Origin of the sequence: Acinetobacter sp. WU_MDCI_Abxb74, from assembly GCF_025513915.1 — a bacterium.
Lineage (GTDB): Bacteria > Pseudomonadota > Gammaproteobacteria > Pseudomonadales > Moraxellaceae > Acinetobacter > Acinetobacter calcoaceticus_C.
Genome location: NZ_JAHPRP010000001.1, coordinates 737,758 through 755,374, shown reverse-complemented (window position 1 = coordinate 755,374; position 17,617 = coordinate 737,758). Strand labels below are relative to the sequence as shown.

The following is a 17,617-nucleotide window of genomic DNA, read 5'->3' as shown; positions in this document are numbered from 1 at the left end:
GCCGTATAGTAAGTATTAAATGAGTAGTAACTGTGAAGGGTGTCGCTAATCTCAATAGATTGCTCATCAAAACAGTTAAATCAGTTGAATGAATAGAATTAGGATCAAAACAAATGAAATTTCTATTAAATACAATTGCTATGGGATTAACGGCGGTATCTATTTTTAGTGCTCCCTTAACTCAGGCAGAGACGGTGGCATCTATTTCTTTTAGTGACCACGCAACTCAGGAGAAGAAAATGTCATCAAATACTGTGATCAATCAGCAATCAGACTCAACCTCTCACTTAGATACAAATTGGACAAATGTGCCAACTCAATTTATTAGTGCAGGTGGCGTTAACTTCGCCTACCGAGAATATGGTCAGCAAAACGGTGGAACGCCTGTCATTTTCTTAAATCATTTAGCGGCAGTTCTAGATAACTGGGACCCACGAATGATTGATGGAATTGCGGCTAAACATCATGTTGTCGTGTTTGATAATCGTGGTGTTGGCGCTTCTACAGGTAAACCAGCCCAGTCGATTGAGCAGATGGCAGACGATGCGATTGCTTTTATTCAGGCAAAAGGATTTAAAAAAGTTGATTTATTTGGCTTCTCGATGGGAGGCATGATTTCACAAGAGATTGCTTTGAAGCAGCCGAATTTAGTTCGAAAAATGATTTTATCGGGAACTGGCCCTGCGGGCGGTACAGGAATTAGTACAGTAGGACGAATTTCAAATTGGGATTTATTCCGTGGAATGGTTACCCACCAAGACCCTAAGGTTTATCTTTTCTTCACGCGTACAGAAAATGGTAAAGCTGCTGCAAAACAGTTTATTCAACGTATTAATGAACGTACCGAAAACCGCGATAAAGAAATCACTATTTCTGCCTATCGTGCCCAGCTTAAAGCACTCAAAAAATGGGGAAGTAAAAAACCTTCCGACCTTTCTGTGATTCAACAACCAGTGTTAGTTGCTAATGGTGATCATGACCGAATGGTGCCAACAGTAAATACTTATGATTTAGCAAAGCGCTTACCAAATAGCTCACTTGTTATCTATCCAGATGCTGGCCATGGTGGAATTTTTCAGTTCCAAGAAGATTTTGTAAAACAATCACTTACATTCTTAGATAAATAAAAGCTTAAATTTAGGACAATGATGATGACAACAATTACACACCAAACAGCCGAGACCCAATTCATTGAAGTAGATGGAGCAAAATTTGCCTATCGTCGATGGGGTAATGCAAATACAGGGCAACCACCGCTATTTTTTCTTCAGCATTTCCGAGGTGGTTTAGACAATTGGGACCCACTCATTACTGATGGTTTGGCACAAGGGCGTGAAGTCATTTTGTTCAACGGTCGTGGCGTTGCTTCCTCTACAGGCCAGCCCCGTACTCGCATTGAAGATATGGCAGACGATGCGGCAGCAGTCATTCGTGCACTAGGCTTAAAGCAGGTTGACCTATTAGGCTTTTCACTTGGTGGGTTTCAGGCACAAGATTTAGTACGCCGTCATCCTGAACTTGTGAGAAAGCTGATGCTTTTAGGTACGGGACCAAGAGGCGGTAAACCACGTGGAGATGATCCAGAAGTCGCTGCTTTGGTATTGAAGCATGCAACAACTGCTGTGCCTTCTGAAGAAAACTTCCTCTTTTTATTTTTTGGCCGATCTGAAGCTGCTATTCAGGCGGGGCATGAATTTTGGCAACGTCGTCATCAGCGTAAAGACCAAGATCTAGCAAGCTCAGTTGAAGTCATGCAGGCACAGATAGAAGCCAATATGCATTTTTTACCTAAACTTGATGAACAAGATCCTTTTGCACATTTACGTGAGATTAAACAACCTACTTTCATTTTAAATGGTGTTGATGATGTGATGATTCCGACCATCAATGCATATCACATGGCACTTAACATTCCAAACGCACAGTTATTTATTTATCCCGATGCAGGACATGGTGCCCAATTTCAATACCCTGAACGCTTCGTAAAACATGCAATCCAGTTTTTAGATGAATAATGCTCATGAGTTCGGACCATTCAATTTGATGAATCAAGAAGATAAAAATGATGAAATTTAAATTATTGCTGTGGATGCTGACCAAGCTCATGCAGCGTGCTGTAAAAAATAACCCGAAATGCGCAGCTTTTGTGAAAGATAAAAATGTCATCTTTCAGATTCAAACAGCAAGTGGTGAAGGCCGCTATTTCGAAGTGAAAAATGGCAAGATTAACTCTTACTCAGGGCTAACCAAGTCACCAAGTTTTACCTTTACGTTTAAAACGGGTAGCAAAGGGTTTGCCGTGTTGTCAGCGAAAGACAGTGTAAACACTTTTTTAACTGCACTTAAAACACAAGACCTTGTCATTACTGGAAACTTTGTGGATGTGATGTGGTTTCAAAGTTTAGTGGACTTTATTCAACCTCATTCAAAACCCTCTTTAACTGTGTGAGATAAAGCCATGACTCAACTGCAATTAAAAACCAATCTTTTGAATCAGCCTTTAACTTTACCGAATGGTGTCATCATTCCAAACCGTTTAGCAAAGGCTGCAACCAGTGAAACTTTAGCGACTTATGCCAACAACCCAACCGAAAAACATGTTCGGTTATATCAGCGTTGGGCTGCATCAAGAATTGGGATGATCATAACTGGCAATATTATGATTGACCGACGTGCTTTAGGTGAAGCAGGCAATGTGGTGGTTGAAGATGAGCGTGATTTTGAGACTTTACAGAAATGGGCAAAATCCGTGACCGAACAAGGTTCTCAATTGTGGGCACAGTTAAATCATCCGGGAAAACAATCACCAAAAGGACTAAATGTCCGTAATATTTCTGCATCGGCAGTGCCATTTGGTGCAGAAATGCAGTCTTTATTTGCAACACCACATGAAGCCACACACGCAGAGATTATCGACATTATTCAGCGCTTTGGTCGTAGCGCAGCGATATGTAAAAAGGCTGGATTTAGTGGAGTCGAGATTCACGCTGCACATGGTTATCTCATAAATCAGTTTTTATCGCCTTTGCATAATTTAAGAAATGACGAGTGGGGCGGTACACTAGAAAAACGTCGTCGTTTTTTAATGGAAGTTTATGCAGAAATCCGAAAACAAGTCGGTAAAGAATTTCCAGTTGCAATTAAGCTTAACTCGGCAGACTTTCAAAAAGGCGGCTTTACCGAACAAGACTCGTTAGAAACAATTCAGGCTTTAGCGGATGCAGGAATCGACCTGATTGAAATATCGGGTGGCACCTATGAGTCTGGCGTAGCCAAAGCACCACAAAAAGCATCGACAATTGCACGTGAAGCTTTCTTTATTGATTTTGCAGAAAAAGTGAGAACACTGGTAAAAACGCCGTTGATGGTTACAGGTGGTTTTCGTACCGTAGAAGGTATGAATCAAGCTTTGCAGTCTCAAGCGTGTGATGTTATTGGGATTGCAAGAATTATGGCAATTGAACCTGATGTACCTAAATATTTGCTAGCAGGTAAAAATGGTCTTCAGTCGGTGCAACCTATTAAAACTGGCATCAAAAAAATTGATAGTCTTGGCGTGATGGAAGTACTTTGGTACACCCAGCAACTCAAACGGATTGGAAAAGGTAAACAACCAAAACCTAAAGAAAGTGGCTTATGGGCATTTATTAAATCAGTTTTACGCAGTGGTTGGGGAACTTACGCAACCCAACGTAGCCGAGCAAAATAACCAATTGATTTTAAAGAGAACCAATAAAAAGCACTCCAATTGAGTGCTTTTTCTAATTTAAATTATTCGCTATTTTTGACTAATCGGACGGGTACCAATTTCAGCGCCAGTCATTTGGTCAATTACAATCGGCTTAATTTCAGTACCTTGTTCTGCATCAATGAAAGTCACCATTTTTTCAGGCTGTTCATAGGGCTTATATTTTCGGCCCCATGCACCAATCACAAATAAAACAGGTAAAAAGTCTTTCCCAGCTTGAGTTAATACATACTCTTCGCGTGGTGGATGTTCAGAATATTGTCTTTTTTCGAGCAATCCTTCATCTACTAAAACAGACAACCGTTTTGTTAGCATGGTTGGCGCAATACCTAAACTTTTACGGAACTGATCAAAACGAGTGAAACCCGCATGAGCATCTCGCAATATCAGCATGCTCCATGCATCGCCTAGCACTGAAAGGCTTCGGGCAATGGGACAAACTTCAAGATTGATATTTTTACTCATAGGAAATGAATTAACTTAATAGTAACTACTAAAAAAATACTAACACAAAATGGAGAATTAAGCGAGTTTGAATGCTTAATATACGATAATAAGTCTATTTCTCGAGTCAATTTTGAACTATGTCTGCGCTAGGCTGACTTTCTAATAACTTGGATAAATTATTTTCAAGCCAAGTAGTTAAATCAAAAAGTCGTTCGGAAGCCTCTCGTCCAAAGTCTGTTAATTGATAATCTACACGAGGCGGTATTTCTGCATAATCCTGACGTACGATAAAACCATCATGCTCAAGCGTTTTTAAGGTTTGTGCCAACATTTTTTCACTAATGCCATCAATAATTTTCTTTAATTCATTAAAACGCAGACGCTGATCTCGAAGTGCAACTAAAATCAAAACACTCCAACGGCTAGTAAGTGTTAATAAAATTTTTCGAGAGGGGCAATCTGCTGCAAAAACGTATCCTTTCATCACTCACTACCTCAATTACAAAAGTTTACATTTGTTTCTAAACTTACTTTTAGGTAAGTACTTACTTTTAGTAAGTTAAGGTACTACGATGATTGAAATATATCAACTACCTCAGATGGAGATCATCATGCGTATTGCAGTTACTGGTGCATCAGGTCAACTCGGCCAATTGGTTATTTCTCAATTACTCGAACGGACTGAGGCAAAAAATATTGTCGCATTAGTTCGGAGTCCAGAAAAAGCATCAGATTTAAGTTCAAAAGGGATCGAAGTGCGTGCTTTTGATTATGGCCATGACGCAGATAAACTTTCGGTTCAATTGGCTGGTATTGATAAGCTTTTATTAATCTCATCGAGTGAAGTTGGTCAACGTACAGTACAGCACCAAAATGTGATTAATGCGGCAAAACTTGCAGACGTAAAATTTATTGTTTACACGAGTTTATTAAACGCAGATACATCACCACTTCTATTAGCACAAGAACATGTTGAAACTGAAAAATATTTAAAAAAATCGGATATCCCACATACGCTATTACGTAATAACTGGTACAGCGAAAACTATGCAATGGGACTTGCACAAGCAGTTGAGCACGGCAAAATTTTTGGGGCAACTCATCACGGCAAAATTGCTTCTGCTTCACGCTTAGACTATGCGACTGCTGCTGCTGTAGTATTAACGCAAGAAGGGTATGAAACTAAAATTTATGAACTAGCGGGTGATACGAGTTATACCCTTGATGATGTTGCAAAATGGGCAAGTGAAATTAGCAAAAAAGAAGTAATTTACCAAGACCTACCAGAAGAGGAATATAAAGCGCTCTTGGTACAATTGGGCATACCAGAAGGGTTTGCTGGTATCTTGGCAGATTCAGATGAAGGTGTATCTAAAGGCGGCTTGTATAGTGATAGCAAAGATCTGCACCAGTTAATTGGCCGCACCACTACAAGTATGCAAGAGACTATTAAAGAATTCTTATCTTAAGTTAACGCTATAGCTCTTATCAAAAAAAGGCTTAAATTGTTTGGATTTAGGCCTTTTGTATATTTTAATAAATACGGCTTTCATAAAGTTGGGGTAGACCAAATTATTGAGTCAGTAAATAACAACTAAACCAAATGCTTTAAAGCAAAATGCACATGTTTGTTTGTGATAGTTTAGTTTTTATATTTCTTTCTTTCGAAATTGGATTGGCGTTTGTCCTGTCCATTTTTTAAATGCGCGTGTGAAATTTGTAGGCTGTATATAGCCTAGATAAAGCGCAATCTCTTGTATTTCCATATCACTATTAAGTAATAAGTTTTCAGCTTCTTTTTGTTGTGCTTCTTCTAATAATTGCACATATGAAGAGCCGACTTGGCTTAAGTGGCGCCTCAGTGTTCGACTCGACATATTTAAGCGATCAGCAATTTCATCAAAAGTGGGGTAACCCAATTGTGGTTTTAAATTTAACTCTGCTTTTACGGTCAGGCATATATCTTTAATTTGTTCGGAAAAGCGGAGTTGTTCAGCTTCACATTGGGCTAGAGCTTGTTTGAAAGCAAATGGATCTGCCATCTTAATAGGTAAATCTAGAAGCTGTTTTTTATACCGAATTTGATTAGTCGCTTGGTTAAAGCGAATAAGTGGCAGTAAGTGTTGATAAGCTTTGTGATAGCTAGGTTCTGACCAGTCGACCGATAGCTCAATATCAGCAAAATTCTTATGTTCTATAAGAAATTGACCAGCTTGAATCACGCCAATCATCAAACACTCATAAAAAAATCGTCTCAGTATTTCTGCTTGTGTTGGTTGATTGCTGACAACAGGGTGAGTTTCTTTAATCTCAACAATAGAAAATTCATTATTTTCAAGTACAGTTATACGATAATCTTTCAATCGCATATTAAAAAATTGTGTTGAAACCTCAACTGCCTGTCGTAAATTGGGGCTGCTCATTAAGGCATATCCCATTGGCCCATGGGCGGTTAAACGCAGTTTTATTCCATACTCATATCCTAAACCAGAATCTTTTGACAATATTATGCTTTCCCATGCCAGTTTAGACCATTGCATAGGAGTAATTCGGGCATCTAATTGGTCTAAAAGCGTTAAGGGAATTTTACTTTTTTTCAAAATCTCAAGGGCTGAAAACCCTTTGTCTACCATAATTTCTAATAATAAATGAGCATAAGAAATAGGAATGCTGGCTTTAGATAGCCCATATGGATCCTTCATATTCTTTTTTTATTTTGGCCGAAAATGATTATCAGTATGTCTGATCTACATCTCACGCTCAAGTTAAAACTTCGGAATAATCAATTTATTCTATTTTGAGCAAGAATTATGAGCCTACCTATTCCACGAGTCTCATCTCGCGTTGTGATTACAGGTGCTTCATCGGGCATTGGTGAAGAGTTAGCAAAACAGTTTGCTTTACGAGGCTATTCCTTAGTTTTAGTCGCTCGCCGAGTTGAAAAATTAGAAATACTGGCTGAAAAATTAAAAGCTGAATATCAAATATCTGTAGATTTATATCCTTGTGATTTGGGAGATAGAGAAGCTAGAGCTAAATTTCGTCATTATTTAGAAAGTATTGAGATTTCAATTCTTTGTAATAACGCAGGATTTGCCACTTTTGGACGAATTCAAGAGTTAAATGCAGACCGAGAGCGCGAAGAGGTTGAAGTAAATAGTGTGGCAATTCACGACCTGACCTTAGCTGTGTTGCCACAAATGCTCAAACGAAAAGCTGGAGCAATACTGATTGTAGGTTCTACTTCTGGCCACCAGCCGACTCCAGCAAATGCTACATATGCAGCAACTAAAGCATTTGCAAACTCTTTTGCTGAATCATTACATAGCGAGCTCAAAGGAACAGGGGTTAGCTGTACCTTGCTGGCTCCGGGTCCGACTAAAACAGGTTTTAATGAAGTCGCAGGGATAGCCAAAATTGACGGAGTTGGTGGAAATTTTGTTTGGGTGACGGCTGAAAGAGTAGCCAAAGAAGCGATTCAAGGGATGGATTGCAATCGCCGTATTGTGATTCCCGGTTTTATTGCACAGGCGCAAACTTTTGGGGGGCGTTATACCCCACGTATCATTTTGCTTCCGATTCTGAAACAAGTATTTTCGAGATTGAAATCATGAGACAACTCATCAATGATTTAAGTGTTCCAGTGGGTTTAGCCAATCTTGGAAATAAGCTGTATCACAATGCCCAATACTTAACGGCTGTGGTTGAAATTGATGAAAAAGTCATAGCTCGCTGGTTACCCTCAGGAATGAAGTTGGTGAAACCTGCAAGAGCTGATTTGTTCTGTGCGTATTTCCCTGAAAATGTCTATACTGGTGCTTACCATGAAGCGGGTTTATTCGTTCATATTAAAGTAGGCAATAAAACAGGAATCTTTTGTCCTTGGATGATTTTAGACGATGATCGAGCCATGATTATTGGACGTGAGTTGCTAGGCTATCCTAAAAAGATTGGTGAGATTAGTTGGGAAAATGACGGCAAACGTATTGTTAGCAATGCCTCACGCCGCGGTACAACACTCATTGAAATGGATGCCAAGCTTGGTGAAGTCATTGATGATGCACCTCCAATTTTAGGACTACCACATCGTAATATCACAGGTGGATTGGGCCTTGGTCTACCACGTGAAGTTCGATTTACCCCGAAAGAACATCCACTTGAAGTCCGTCGTGTAGAAATGAACTTACGTTTTACGGGTACTGTAAATGATCCTTTACACGATATGGGACTAGGTAAAGTCATTGAAGCAAGATTGCATCGAGTTGATTTATCAGGTGGGTTAATTCCTCCAATTCAAATACCTCGTCTACGCACGCCGTTATTTTTATTGCGCCAATTTAATCCTCGCGTTTTATAACTGGAGAATAAAGATGAATGCGTTCTTTAAGTCAAAACAACCACAAGATTTTTCTAAAATCTCGGCTTCAATTGATATTCCTGTAAGAACAATGGATTTTACTTTTCCAGATGGAATTCCTGAGTTCTGGTTTAATAACAATGCCTTACTCACGATGTTGTTGACTGCATTATCGAGCGCATTTCCAGATGGTGAACGTCAATTTATTCATAGTGTACGTAATTATCAGGCAAAAATTGAAGATCCTGTTCTGCTTAAACAAGTCCGTGCCTTTATTGGTCAAGAAGCACATCACGGTAAAGAACATGATTCACTGAATTCTGTCATGCTCAAAAAGGGTTATCCCGTAGACCGAATTTATAAGCGCTTTAAAAAAATGAATCGCTTGATGCAAGAGCAATTCTCTACAGCTCATCAGCTTGCTTGCACGGTATGTATGGAACACCTCACAGCAATTCTAGCTGACTATTTTATTAGTACCGCACCTCAAGATTTAGAGTTGTTTAATACCCATGTCAGAAAAATCTGGGCATGGCACGCGATTGAAGAAACAGAACATAAAGCTGTAGCTTTTGATGTGTATCAGTCTTTGGTCAATAGACCTTATTTCTTACGATTGGTCATGATAGAAACCACGCTTTCTTTTCTTATCATTACCAGCAGAGGAACAACCGAACTGTTACGAGCTTCTGGTAAACAACGAGATTTAAAAGAACTTTATCAAGGTTTCCGTTATTTGTTTGGAAAACAAGGCTTAGTCAGACGGATTGGCAGACATTATCTCGACTTTTTCTCCGCAGATTTTCACCCTTGGCAGCATGACAATCGGGTCATGATGAACTTATTAAAAAAACAATATTTCAATGAAGAGCTGCTGAAATAATCAAAAGTTGATGCTTGTGCAGTACTCACAGAACAAACAATTTTAGGAATAATTATTATGGCACAGTCTACATCTACAAATTCTCCGTTACAGCAACCATTAAAATTGGTATGTGGCATAACCATACCCAACCGTATTGCAAAGTCGGCTATGAGTGAACAATTAGCTGATCGACACGGCTCACCCACCACAGACTTACAGCAACTTTATGCGGCATGGGCAAGAGGTGGAACTGGGCTATTAATTACGGGCAATGTGATGATTGATCACCGTGCTTTTGTTGAGCCACGAAATGTCGTTTTGCAAGATGAGCAATTTTTACAAGCAAATAAGTTATGGGCTCAGGCTGCTAAGGCCAACGGCAGCAAAATTATTATGCAGATTAACCATCCGGGCCGTGTTGCGGTTTTACCACTTTTGAAAAAGCCGATCGCGCCCTCAGCAGTCGGGCTTGATTTACCTGCTATGAATATTATTCGTATTCCACGGGCAATGATTGAAGCAGATATTTTGGAGCAAATTAAACGCTTTGCTACAACCGCAGAGCTTGCTGTTAAAGCAGGGTTTGATGGCGTACAGGTACATGCCGCACATGGTTATTTACTCTCGCAATTTTTATCACCTTTGGCCAACGTTCGGACAGATGGGTGGGGAGGAAGTCCTGAAAATCGACGCCGTATGTTGATTGAAACGGTTCGAGCTGTACGAGCTGCAATAGGCAAAGACAAAATATTAAGCGTAAAACTCAACTCTGCCGATTTTCAAAAGGGCGGCTTAAGTCAGGAAGAGTCTCTACAAATTGCATTAGCTTTAGAAGCAGAAGGGATCGACCTATTAGAGATTTCAGGCGGGAATTATGAATCTCCTGCACAGTTAGGCTATGCACCAGATCGTTCTGCTCAACGTGATGCATATTTTATTGACTATGCCACCGCACTTCGTAAACAAAGCAAATTACCACTGATGTTAACAGGTGGACTGCGTGATGTAGATTTTATGAATCACATTGTTGCTAATGGTACGGTCGATTTGGTTGGATTGGCTCGGCCTTTTGCAGTACAGCCAGATTTAGCAAAACAACTGTTAACCGGAAAATCGGTATTAAAACCAGCAAAAATTCCAGCCATTGGATACAAACCCGTTGATGCCTATTTGCAACTTGCTTGGCATGCTTCGCAATTTCGCCGTATTAGCAGTGGGCAACAACCCAAAGCGATTAAGGGCTTAGTGCGAACATTGATTGCTTTTGGCCCACGCATGGGCTTTAACATTTTGACTCAGGATTAATGGTAAGCACTTTTGATATATAAGGATTTATTATCATGAATAGTTTAATCAGACAAAACCATGTCATTGTCCCGCGACGTCCTGTATTTAATTTTACTGAAACGCCAACGCATTGGATTTATGACGATCCAATAGTGTCACAAATATTAAATTCAATTAACCCGATTACACCTGCACCAGAACGTTGGTTTTGTCAGACGTTTAGAGATGCATTGCCTTACATTCAAGATGAAAAACTTAAAGAGGCAGCAATTGCTTTCATTAAACAAGAGGGCGCTCATAGTTATGGGCACACTCTCGGAACTCGGCACATAGAGGCGTTAGGAATTGATTTAAGTCGTTATACCAAGATGACGAATTGGATATTTAATGACATGATTGGCCCAAAACCATTAGGCTATGAATTGAAGCATCCGCGCTTAAAGTCGATGTGGCTAACGACCCGATTAGCAATGGTGGCTGCTGCCGAACATCTGACGGGAGTGTTAGGGCACTGGGTTCTCAATGCAGAGGGACTACAACAAGCACCTGTCGATGTAGAAATGTTACGCTTATTGCAATGGCACGGAGCTGAAGAGGTAGAGCACCGTGAAGTAGCCGATGCAATGTTTAGATATTTTAGCAAGAGCAATGTACTTCGAGTGGGGGCGGCAGCTTTCACGTTCCCTCTATTTATTGTTTTGGCTTATGTTGCTGTCGAAAATCTAGTAGAACAAGATGCACAATTACCACATCGTTTTCGTTTCAAAGATTATTTCCGAGCAGCTCGACAAGACCGTGTGCCTAAGATTGACGATATAATACGTGCCTGCTTGCGATACTTTAATCCCAATCATAATCCTTTAAATGAGGGATCGACTGAGCAAGCATTGGCATTTTTAAATGATGGTAATTACAAACAGGTCACTTAACAGGCTGTTGTAAAAGTAAATTGTTAAGCCAATATTTAAGGTTTTTCTTAATTGTGTAATTAAAAGAAAAATTAATTCTGCCAATAAGGTGGCGAGCCGTAGACCTCAGCAAAATAATCAATAATTACCCGAATGTTTAAGGGCGGATGACGCACATTAGGATAAATTGCTGCGATGTGCTGGGGTTGCGATTTAATAGAAGCTTCATATTGCGGTAAAATTTTTATTAATTTGCCATGCTTTAAAGCCTCACCAATTAACCAGTCAGGAAATAAAACAATTCCCATCCCATTGAGTGCGGCCGTCATTAAGCTCTCAGCATTATTTGAAGCAAGTAAAGGTAAAATTGGATAATGTATCCACTCTTGATTTGGCTTTCTAACTAACCAACGGTTAGGACCTTCAAACCCTTTATAGACTAAACATTTATGTTTATTGAGTTCTTTGGGATGATCAATCGCGCCGTTTTTAGCAATGTAGGTTGGAGAGGCTGCCAAATGATATTTTTGTGTGCTGAAAATACGCGCATGAAATGATGAGTCTGTCAGGGTTCCAATACGAAAAATTAAATCCGTACTATCCCGAAGAGGGTCTATAAATTCGTCTGTCTGAATTAGTTCTATTAAAAGCCTTGGATAACGCTCTGATAAACCCGCTAACCATGGCGCAATATGCCTTTGACCAAAAAATACGGGTGCATTAATTCTGACCAGTCCAGATGGTTCTACTGTTTTATCTTGCAATGCCTTTTGAGCTTCATCAAATTGCTCTGTAATTCTTTTGGCATATTCAAAAAATAATTTACCCGATTCGGTCGGTGTGATTGCTCGTGTATTTCGATAAAAAAGTTGCTGCCCTAAAGCATCTTCTAACTGTTGAATAGTCCGAGAAATCATCGATGCCGACACATCTTCTTTTCTCGCCACCATAGAGAAGTTTTGAGCATTATATACACTGACAAAAAAGCGAAGGGTACGAATATCAATCGAATTAATTAAATTCATCTGTGCAATTTATGCAAAAGTGATTCATGAATTATGCTATTTTTCTGATGAATTGGCTACCTTAGTATTCATTGCCTAAATAAAATGAGGCAATGTTTGATGCAAATTCTATTACTGTTCCTCACCATTTTAGGTGGAATGGGGTTATCCGTAGAAGCTGGGCTTTTAGGGCCATTAGGTACAGAAGTTGGGGAGTTGTGGGCTACTTTTAGTATTTTTGGAGTAGGGGCAGCCCTTACATTTTTATTGATGCTGTTTTTTAGTCCACGTAACAGCCCTTCATTTTTCACTCTTCCATCTTGGCAGTTATTGGGTGGGGTTATTGGGCCCATCTACGTCATTATTCTCACCATTACCGCGCCGATTATTGGTATTGCCATGACCATGATTGGGATTTTGGCTGGTCAAGTTTTTAAGAGCCTTATTATTGATCATTATGGATTACTCGGAACTCCGCATAGAAAAGTAGATCGTAAACGTGTGCTTGCGCTTGTTTTTATTGTGGTCGCACTTTCATTAGTCGCAAAAGCATAAGAGGGTAATATGACAATATTTATGATTTTATTGGCTGTCATCGGCGGTGCTCTTTTAAGTGTTCAAGCCGCAATTAATGGTCAGCTTGGCAGTAAAGTTGGCGTATTTCGTAGTGCATTTTTGACGTTTTCGGTAGGCGCTTTAATTACTGCATTGCTTATTTTTTATTTTGAACCCAAGCAAACTTTAACACTGCTAGATGTACCTAAATGGCAATTGCTCGGAGCAATGTGTGGCGTTCCCTATATTGTAATTATGGTTTTAGCTGTGCAAAGAATAGGGGCGGCAGTTGCTACGGTTGCAGTGATTTTTGGGCAACTTTTAATGAGTATGTTGATTGATAATTTTGGTTGGTTTGGCAATGAAATTCTGCCTTTTTCAACATATCGATTGGGCGCACTCATCTGTTTAGCAATTGCTCTTTATTTTATCTATTCAAGTAGTAAAACGACTCAAGTTGAACCTAACAGTTAACAATGCTTATAAAGCAGGAGCGTTTTATTAAGTTAATATTTAAGGTTTTTCTTAATTGTGTAATTAAATGAAAAACAATAAATTAATTAAATAATTTCTAGCCAATTTCACATTGACACCTTAAATATTGCAGATTACCATTTGCGGGCTGGCCTACATTGCCAGTCGGTTTTGACGGACCGTTATTTGAACCACATCAGGATTATTTCTTCTGAGGAATAGTTTTGTGTGCACCCCTCGTTCCCTCCCGTAGCGGTAGGACGGGAGTGGGACACTTTCGAGTGTGCTGGAGTTCAAACCAGTCCGTCAACCTGCTTCCGTTCTGCCACCATAATTTATAATGTTTCGGCAGAACTCCCAATAGAAGGAGTTGGCTTTGCACATTCATTTTTTCTTGGCAGTCTTTGCCAAAAGCTATATCGACACCACTTAAAACACTTTAAAGAAGCTTGATCGCCATTAGGCTTATCGGACTTTAATTCGTTTCGACTAAAAACTTAGCAACAATAAAACTTGAGATGTGCCAAGCACAGTCTTTATGGCTTTGCTATGCCTTTTTTTCTCCCAGAAAAGGCACAGGCTTTTTCATCTCTTTTAGAAACAACAAGAATTTATAACGGTAAAACTATGCCAACTTTAGAAACATCTTCCAAAAAATTACAGGTTATTCATACCGCAATAGAGCTGTTCAATATCTATGGATTTCACAATACGGGTGTAGACTTAATCGCCAAAGAATCCAAAATTCCTAAAGCTACTTTTTATAACTACTTTCATTCAAAAGAGCAGCTTATTGAAAGGTGCGTATCTTTTCAAAAAAGCCGATTGAAAGAAGAAGTACTGGCAATTATTTACTCAAGCCGTTACCGAACCTCAAGCGATAAACTCAAAGAGATTATTGTTTTACATGTTAATTTTAATAGTCTGTACTATCTATTACTTAAAGCCATTTTTGAAATTAAACAGATTTACCCTCAGGCCTACCACATGGCAATTGAGTATAGAAAATGGCTGCTTCGAGAGCTTTTTGATCTGGTTTTTAGCTTGGAAAACCGCCCGTTAAAACCTGATGCTAATATGGTTTTAAACTTAATTGATGGTTTAATGTTTCAGATTTTAAGCTCAAATAGTTTGGATGAAAGAGATGTAGTGGTGGGGAGGTTTTTCAGATAGAAATTAGTACTCATTAAAATTTAAACGAATTAATAACTTTAATTTTTAGTAATTGATTATCCATTTTAATTCATACAAGCTTTTACCATCACACCTGATAATGAGGAAGTTAAATCGGAGAATTAATTATTTCTTATAATAAAATTTTAATTTATTATGTTTAAAAGTAATTTATATCAGTCAATAAAAAGAGTAAATTTGATGACACTTAATAAAACTAATTTTCTTTTTCTACTTTCAGGTCTTATGGTGGGCTGTGGTGGTGGCGGAAGTAGTGATACAGTTACCACAACAAAAGATGAAATTCTTAGTAAAGAGTTTGACAATACTACTTCTTACAAATGGGCATCTATTCAGTTTGATACTACATTTGTTGAGATTACCAGAAATTCAAGAAATGGAAATATTTGGTATGCGGATTATCCTAAGTTAGATAAAAGTACTGAACCAGATATTGGACGCTTAATGTTAAGCACAGATGGCCTTTATAGACCAGATGAGACGAAGTATCCATTAGGTTATAGACGGTATATTTTAAGATCTACTTCACAAGATGGAACCACTCTTCGAAAAACCCCTTATAACAAAGATGGCTTTAAGAATATTGTCGTAGAAGAGAAAGGGCGCTGGGTTGATTTAAAAAATGTTAGAATAAGCGACAGAACCGCCGTATATTGGAATCTTCTTGCAGAGAAAATTCCTACAAGTGTATTTTTTCATCCAGAACCTATTGGTGATCAGTTTAAAGATTTTTTAGCTTTAACCAAGAAAAATACATTTCCAGTAGGAGCGAAATGTTTTCAGATTGAAAGAACAAATTATTCAGTACCTTATTATGTAATTACAAATACAGATAGCTTGGCTTTTGTTAGCGGTGTTAGTGTTAATAACCTTTCAAATTATATCTCTTTAGCAGGAAGTAATGCCGTTACTGGAAAATGGGGCAATGTACAGTGGGCTTATTTAAATACAGAGGCAAATGATCCAAAATATTATACGATTTCGGTTTATATGAATATAGGCAATAAATTAGCTTCAGGTTATTGGCAAAAGAATCCGAATACTTCAATTGAGACTATAATTGCGGGTTATGAAAGATCACTTGATTCATTTAATAATAATATCGATGTAATTTCGTTCCAAAGTGCGATTGAAGAAGCAAAGAATGAATGTACTTACTATAATTCAGTTGCTTCTCAAAAAATTGAATCATTGATTAATCAGTCTTTAGTGAATTAATTTCAGATGATTTCATTCTCGAAATTGATAATTTAATTTTAATAGGCGAGTATTTTTTGAATTATAGTGCTCGTTATTCGTGAGTAGAAAACTCATGAGGGTAAAGTTCACTTGAAAAAGTAAGCTTTTTAAAAGTATTGAAATTATATGTCATTTTTAAACTTTATTTTGCTTAATTATTTTTGAAGATCAGTTAAATGAAAAAGATCAAATTAATAAGTAGTCTGGGAATAGTTATACTCATGTTATCAGGCTGTCTACAAATGTTTCCGCCTACTGTAGCTGAGATAAATCCTGGAATTTATCAACTTCATGCTCAAAGCAATGCATTTGGTTCAAGGGATGCTTTACGATCAAAGCTCATCAATAAGGCAGAAGAAGTATGTAAGAATAAAGGTTTTGATGAATTAGATAGTAATAACAAAATTGTAAATCATCACACTGCCTATAATTCAGGAATGATTATTCCGGTGAATACAAAAGCAGCGATTTTGAAAGTTAAGTGTAAAGATTAGTTTAAATAGAAGTTAATCTATTTTGAAAGTGCTTTGCTAAAGGTTTTACAGCACAAGAAGCCCACTTTGATTTGATCTTGGTGTTTTTTCTTTTTTGAATATTCTTGTTCAGAGTTGAAGGAATTTTAAGATATTTAAATTTATCATAGTGTTAACAAAGTAAGTTTAATATTAAATAACTGTAATATGGGTTATATGAATAAGTTGCATAAGAATGAATCTCCAGAAATGATTCTAGCTTTTGACAAAGCTGTAAGTACATTTAAATATTTTTGGCGTGAGCTCTATTGGGAATATCGACGAATTATTCCTGCTCTAGAACTAGCTTATGTGAAATGTGCATTTATCCAAGAAAACCTTGAAGATAAAAATCAACCTTTGATTGAGTATATGTGGATTGATCAAATTGGTTTTGATGGGAGTACAATTTCAGGAACTTTGTTAAATGAACCTTATATTATTGATAATGTACAAGCTGGTGAAACCGTAAGTCTTCAATTTGACTCTATAGTTGATTGGATGTTTTTATCTAATGGTACTGTTCATGGTGGGTTTACGATTCAAGAATATCGTAAAACTTTAAATGCAGTAGATCGTAAAGAATATGATGAAGCATGGGGGATTGATTTTGGCAATCCTGATGAAATTTTTCTAGTTTATGATCAGAAAGATTGTCCCGAAAATCTAGATGAACATCCTATGTGTAAGAATATCTTAGATCAGTTTATCAACATTATTAATACAGACCCCAGAATCATTACTGAAAAAGATGAAAGTGGTAATCAATTGCTACATCGTGAAGTTTTAGCAGGTAATTATTTGTTTGTCCGAGAAATTTTAAGCTCAAATGTTAATAAGTTGGTAATGAATAATCAATCAATGACTCCTTTAGATTTGGCTCATAAGATGGGATGGAACAATATTGTAAATTTACTTAAGTAGCTTTGAACCAGATCCTCTAATTAAGCGTGTTTTTTAATTAATGAAATTTATGAAAAAAATAAAATCAGTTTTCATAAAAAGTTAAGTCCATCGAAAAGTGGGC

The 17,617-nt window shown here is 37.9% G+C and carries 20 protein-coding genes; 16 read left to right on the top strand and 4 right to left on the bottom strand.

Features of this window, described 5'->3' with window-relative positions; translation table 11 throughout:
• Nucleotides 1–113: 113 nt before the first annotated feature.
• Genes KTH84_RS03660 through KTH84_RS03645 form a run of 4 tightly spaced genes read left to right on the top strand, consistent with a single transcriptional unit; the run spans nt 114 to nt 3,709 of the window.
• On the top strand, nt 114–1,127 hold the full coding sequence (locus KTH84_RS03660) for an alpha/beta fold hydrolase (protein WP_262472014.1): 1,014 nt from the start codon (nt 114–116) through the stop codon (nt 1,125–1,127).
• 24 nt (nt 1,128–1,151) lie between these two features.
• Complete coding sequence (locus KTH84_RS03655; RefSeq protein ID WP_262472013.1) at nt 1,152–2,015, top strand: alpha/beta fold hydrolase; 864 nt, start codon at nt 1,152–1,154, stop codon at nt 2,013–2,015.
• 47 nt (nt 2,016–2,062) lie between these two features.
• Nucleotides 2,063–2,449 carry a helicase gene (locus KTH84_RS03650; protein ID WP_262472012.1) on the top strand — a complete coding sequence of 129 codons (387 nt, stop codon included), beginning with the start codon at nt 2,063–2,065 and terminating at the stop codon, nt 2,447–2,449.
• Nucleotides 2,450–2,458: 9 nt separating this feature from the next.
• Nucleotides 2,459–3,709, top strand: a complete 1,251-nt coding sequence (locus KTH84_RS03645; protein WP_262472011.1) for an NADH:flavin oxidoreductase/NADH oxidase family protein — start codon at nt 2,459–2,461, stop codon at nt 3,707–3,709.
• A 69-nt stretch (nt 3,710–3,778) separates the two neighbouring features.
• On the opposite strand, the gene KTH84_RS03640 is transcribed toward KTH84_RS03645, so the two are convergent.
• Nucleotides 3,779–4,213, bottom strand: a complete 435-nt coding sequence (locus KTH84_RS03640) for a winged helix-turn-helix transcriptional regulator (protein WP_042896221.1) — start codon at nt 4,211–4,213, stop codon at nt 3,779–3,781.
• 106 nt (nt 4,214–4,319) lie between these two features.
• A complete protein-coding gene (locus tag KTH84_RS03635) occupies nt 4,320–4,679 on the bottom strand; it encodes a winged helix-turn-helix transcriptional regulator (protein ID WP_003651924.1) in 360 nt (119 codons plus the stop codon).
• Nucleotides 4,680–4,806: 127 nt separating this feature from the next.
• On the opposite strand from KTH84_RS03635, the gene KTH84_RS03630 reads away from it, so the two are divergent.
• Nucleotides 4,807–5,664: an SDR family oxidoreductase gene (locus tag KTH84_RS03630; protein WP_262472010.1), complete on the top strand. Its 858-nt coding sequence runs from the start codon at nt 4,807–4,809 to the stop codon at nt 5,662–5,664.
• Nucleotides 5,665–5,844: 180 nt separating this feature from the next.
• On the opposite strand, the gene KTH84_RS03625 is transcribed toward KTH84_RS03630, so the two are convergent.
• Nucleotides 5,845–6,897: an AraC family transcriptional regulator gene (locus KTH84_RS03625; protein ID WP_262472009.1), complete on the bottom strand. Its 1,053-nt coding sequence runs from the start codon at nt 6,895–6,897 to the stop codon at nt 5,845–5,847.
• A 108-nt stretch (nt 6,898–7,005) separates the two neighbouring features.
• Between KTH84_RS03625 and KTH84_RS03620 the strand changes: the two genes are divergently transcribed.
• Genes KTH84_RS03620 through KTH84_RS03600 form a run of 5 tightly spaced genes read left to right on the top strand, consistent with a single transcriptional unit; the run spans nt 7,006 to nt 11,633 of the window.
• Nucleotides 7,006–7,809: an SDR family NAD(P)-dependent oxidoreductase gene (locus tag KTH84_RS03620; RefSeq protein WP_262472007.1), complete on the top strand. Its 804-nt coding sequence runs from the start codon at nt 7,006–7,008 to the stop codon at nt 7,807–7,809.
• Entirely contained in the window at nt 7,806–8,552 is a 747-nt protein-coding gene (locus KTH84_RS03615) for an acetoacetate decarboxylase family protein (protein WP_262472006.1), read from the top strand. Before KTH84_RS03620 ends, KTH84_RS03615 begins: the two co-directional genes overlap by 4 nt.
• Nucleotides 8,553–8,565: 13 nt before the next feature.
• Nucleotides 8,566–9,435 (top strand): metal-dependent hydrolase, encoded by an 870-nt coding sequence (locus KTH84_RS03610; protein ID WP_262472004.1) that lies wholly within the window; start codon nt 8,566–8,568, stop codon nt 9,433–9,435.
• A 57-nt stretch (nt 9,436–9,492) separates the two neighbouring features.
• Nucleotides 9,493–10,722 (top strand): NADH:flavin oxidoreductase/NADH oxidase family protein, encoded by a 1,230-nt coding sequence (locus tag KTH84_RS03605; protein ID WP_262472003.1) that lies wholly within the window; start codon nt 9,493–9,495, stop codon nt 10,720–10,722.
• Nucleotides 10,723–10,757: 35 nt separating this feature from the next.
• Nucleotides 10,758–11,633, top strand: a complete 876-nt coding sequence (locus tag KTH84_RS03600; protein ID WP_262472001.1) for a metal-dependent hydrolase — start codon at nt 10,758–10,760, stop codon at nt 11,631–11,633.
• 71 nt (nt 11,634–11,704) lie between these two features.
• Here KTH84_RS03600 and KTH84_RS03595 read toward each other — a convergent pair whose 3' ends face one another.
• A complete protein-coding gene (locus KTH84_RS03595) occupies nt 11,705–12,637 on the bottom strand; it encodes a LysR family transcriptional regulator (protein ID WP_262472000.1) in 933 nt (310 codons plus the stop codon).
• 99 nt (nt 12,638–12,736) lie between these two features.
• On the opposite strand from KTH84_RS03595, the gene KTH84_RS03590 reads away from it, so the two are divergent.
• The 6 genes from KTH84_RS03590 to KTH84_RS03565 all read left to right on the top strand — a co-directional run bounded on the left by KTH84_RS03590 (nt 12,737) and on the right by KTH84_RS03565 (nt 17,514).
• Nucleotides 12,737–13,171: a DMT family transporter gene (locus KTH84_RS03590; protein WP_004792134.1), complete on the top strand. Its 435-nt coding sequence runs from the start codon at nt 12,737–12,739 to the stop codon at nt 13,169–13,171.
• 9 nt (nt 13,172–13,180) lie between these two features.
• The gene (locus KTH84_RS03585; RefSeq protein WP_111854014.1) at nt 13,181–13,645 is read left to right on the top strand and encodes a DMT family transporter; all 465 of its coding nucleotides are present in this window, start codon (nt 13,181–13,183) and stop codon (nt 13,643–13,645) included.
• Nucleotides 13,646–14,272: 627 nt separating this feature from the next.
• Nucleotides 14,273–14,818: a TetR/AcrR family transcriptional regulator gene (locus KTH84_RS03580; RefSeq protein WP_262471997.1), complete on the top strand. Its 546-nt coding sequence runs from the start codon at nt 14,273–14,275 to the stop codon at nt 14,816–14,818.
• 201 nt (nt 14,819–15,019) lie between these two features.
• Entirely contained in the window at nt 15,020–16,057 is a 1,038-nt protein-coding gene (locus KTH84_RS03575; RefSeq protein ID WP_262471996.1) for a hypothetical protein, read from the top strand.
• A 197-nt stretch (nt 16,058–16,254) separates the two neighbouring features.
• Nucleotides 16,255–16,572 carry a hypothetical protein gene (locus KTH84_RS03570; RefSeq protein ID WP_316249449.1) on the top strand — a complete coding sequence of 106 codons (318 nt, stop codon included), beginning with the start codon at nt 16,255–16,257 and terminating at the stop codon, nt 16,570–16,572.
• Nucleotides 16,573–16,800: 228 nt separating this feature from the next.
• Nucleotides 16,801–17,514: a YegJ family protein gene (locus tag KTH84_RS03565; protein ID WP_202742477.1), complete on the top strand. Its 714-nt coding sequence runs from the start codon at nt 16,801–16,803 to the stop codon at nt 17,512–17,514.
• The last annotated feature ends 103 nt before the right edge of the window (nt 17,515–17,617 follow it).

Coding starts and splice junctions, on each gene's coding strand:
- KTH84_RS03660 (WP_262472014.1), top strand. CDS start 114: ATGAAATTTCTATTAAATACAATTGCTATGGGATTAACGGCGGTATCT.
- KTH84_RS03655 (WP_262472013.1), top strand. CDS start 1,152: ATGACAACAATTACACACCAAACAGCCGAGACCCAATTCATTGAAGTA.
- KTH84_RS03650 (WP_262472012.1), top strand. CDS start 2,063: ATGATGAAATTTAAATTATTGCTGTGGATGCTGACCAAGCTCATGCAG.
- KTH84_RS03645 (WP_262472011.1), top strand. CDS start 2,459: ATGACTCAACTGCAATTAAAAACCAATCTTTTGAATCAGCCTTTAACT.
- KTH84_RS03640 (WP_042896221.1), bottom strand. CDS start 4,213: ATGAGTAAAAATATCAATCTTGAAGTTTGTCCCATTGCCCGAAGCCTT.
- KTH84_RS03635 (WP_003651924.1), bottom strand. CDS start 4,679: ATGAAAGGATACGTTTTTGCAGCAGATTGCCCCTCTCGAAAAATTTTA.
- KTH84_RS03630 (WP_262472010.1), top strand. CDS start 4,807: ATGCGTATTGCAGTTACTGGTGCATCAGGTCAACTCGGCCAATTGGTT.
- KTH84_RS03625 (WP_262472009.1), bottom strand. CDS start 6,897: ATGAAGGATCCATATGGGCTATCTAAAGCCAGCATTCCTATTTCTTAT.
- KTH84_RS03620 (WP_262472007.1), top strand. CDS start 7,006: ATGAGCCTACCTATTCCACGAGTCTCATCTCGCGTTGTGATTACAGGT.
- KTH84_RS03615 (WP_262472006.1), top strand. CDS start 7,806: ATGAGACAACTCATCAATGATTTAAGTGTTCCAGTGGGTTTAGCCAAT.
- KTH84_RS03610 (WP_262472004.1), top strand. CDS start 8,566: ATGAATGCGTTCTTTAAGTCAAAACAACCACAAGATTTTTCTAAAATC.
- KTH84_RS03605 (WP_262472003.1), top strand. CDS start 9,493: ATGGCACAGTCTACATCTACAAATTCTCCGTTACAGCAACCATTAAAA.
- KTH84_RS03600 (WP_262472001.1), top strand. CDS start 10,758: ATGAATAGTTTAATCAGACAAAACCATGTCATTGTCCCGCGACGTCCT.
- KTH84_RS03595 (WP_262472000.1), bottom strand. CDS start 12,637: ATGAATTTAATTAATTCGATTGATATTCGTACCCTTCGCTTTTTTGTC.
- KTH84_RS03590 (WP_004792134.1), top strand. CDS start 12,737: ATGCAAATTCTATTACTGTTCCTCACCATTTTAGGTGGAATGGGGTTA.
- KTH84_RS03585 (WP_111854014.1), top strand. CDS start 13,181: ATGACAATATTTATGATTTTATTGGCTGTCATCGGCGGTGCTCTTTTA.
- KTH84_RS03580 (WP_262471997.1), top strand. CDS start 14,273: ATGCCAACTTTAGAAACATCTTCCAAAAAATTACAGGTTATTCATACC.
- KTH84_RS03575 (WP_262471996.1), top strand. CDS start 15,020: ATGACACTTAATAAAACTAATTTTCTTTTTCTACTTTCAGGTCTTATG.
- KTH84_RS03570 (WP_316249449.1), top strand. CDS start 16,255: ATGAAAAAGATCAAATTAATAAGTAGTCTGGGAATAGTTATACTCATG.
- KTH84_RS03565 (WP_202742477.1), top strand. CDS start 16,801: ATGATTCTAGCTTTTGACAAAGCTGTAAGTACATTTAAATATTTTTGG.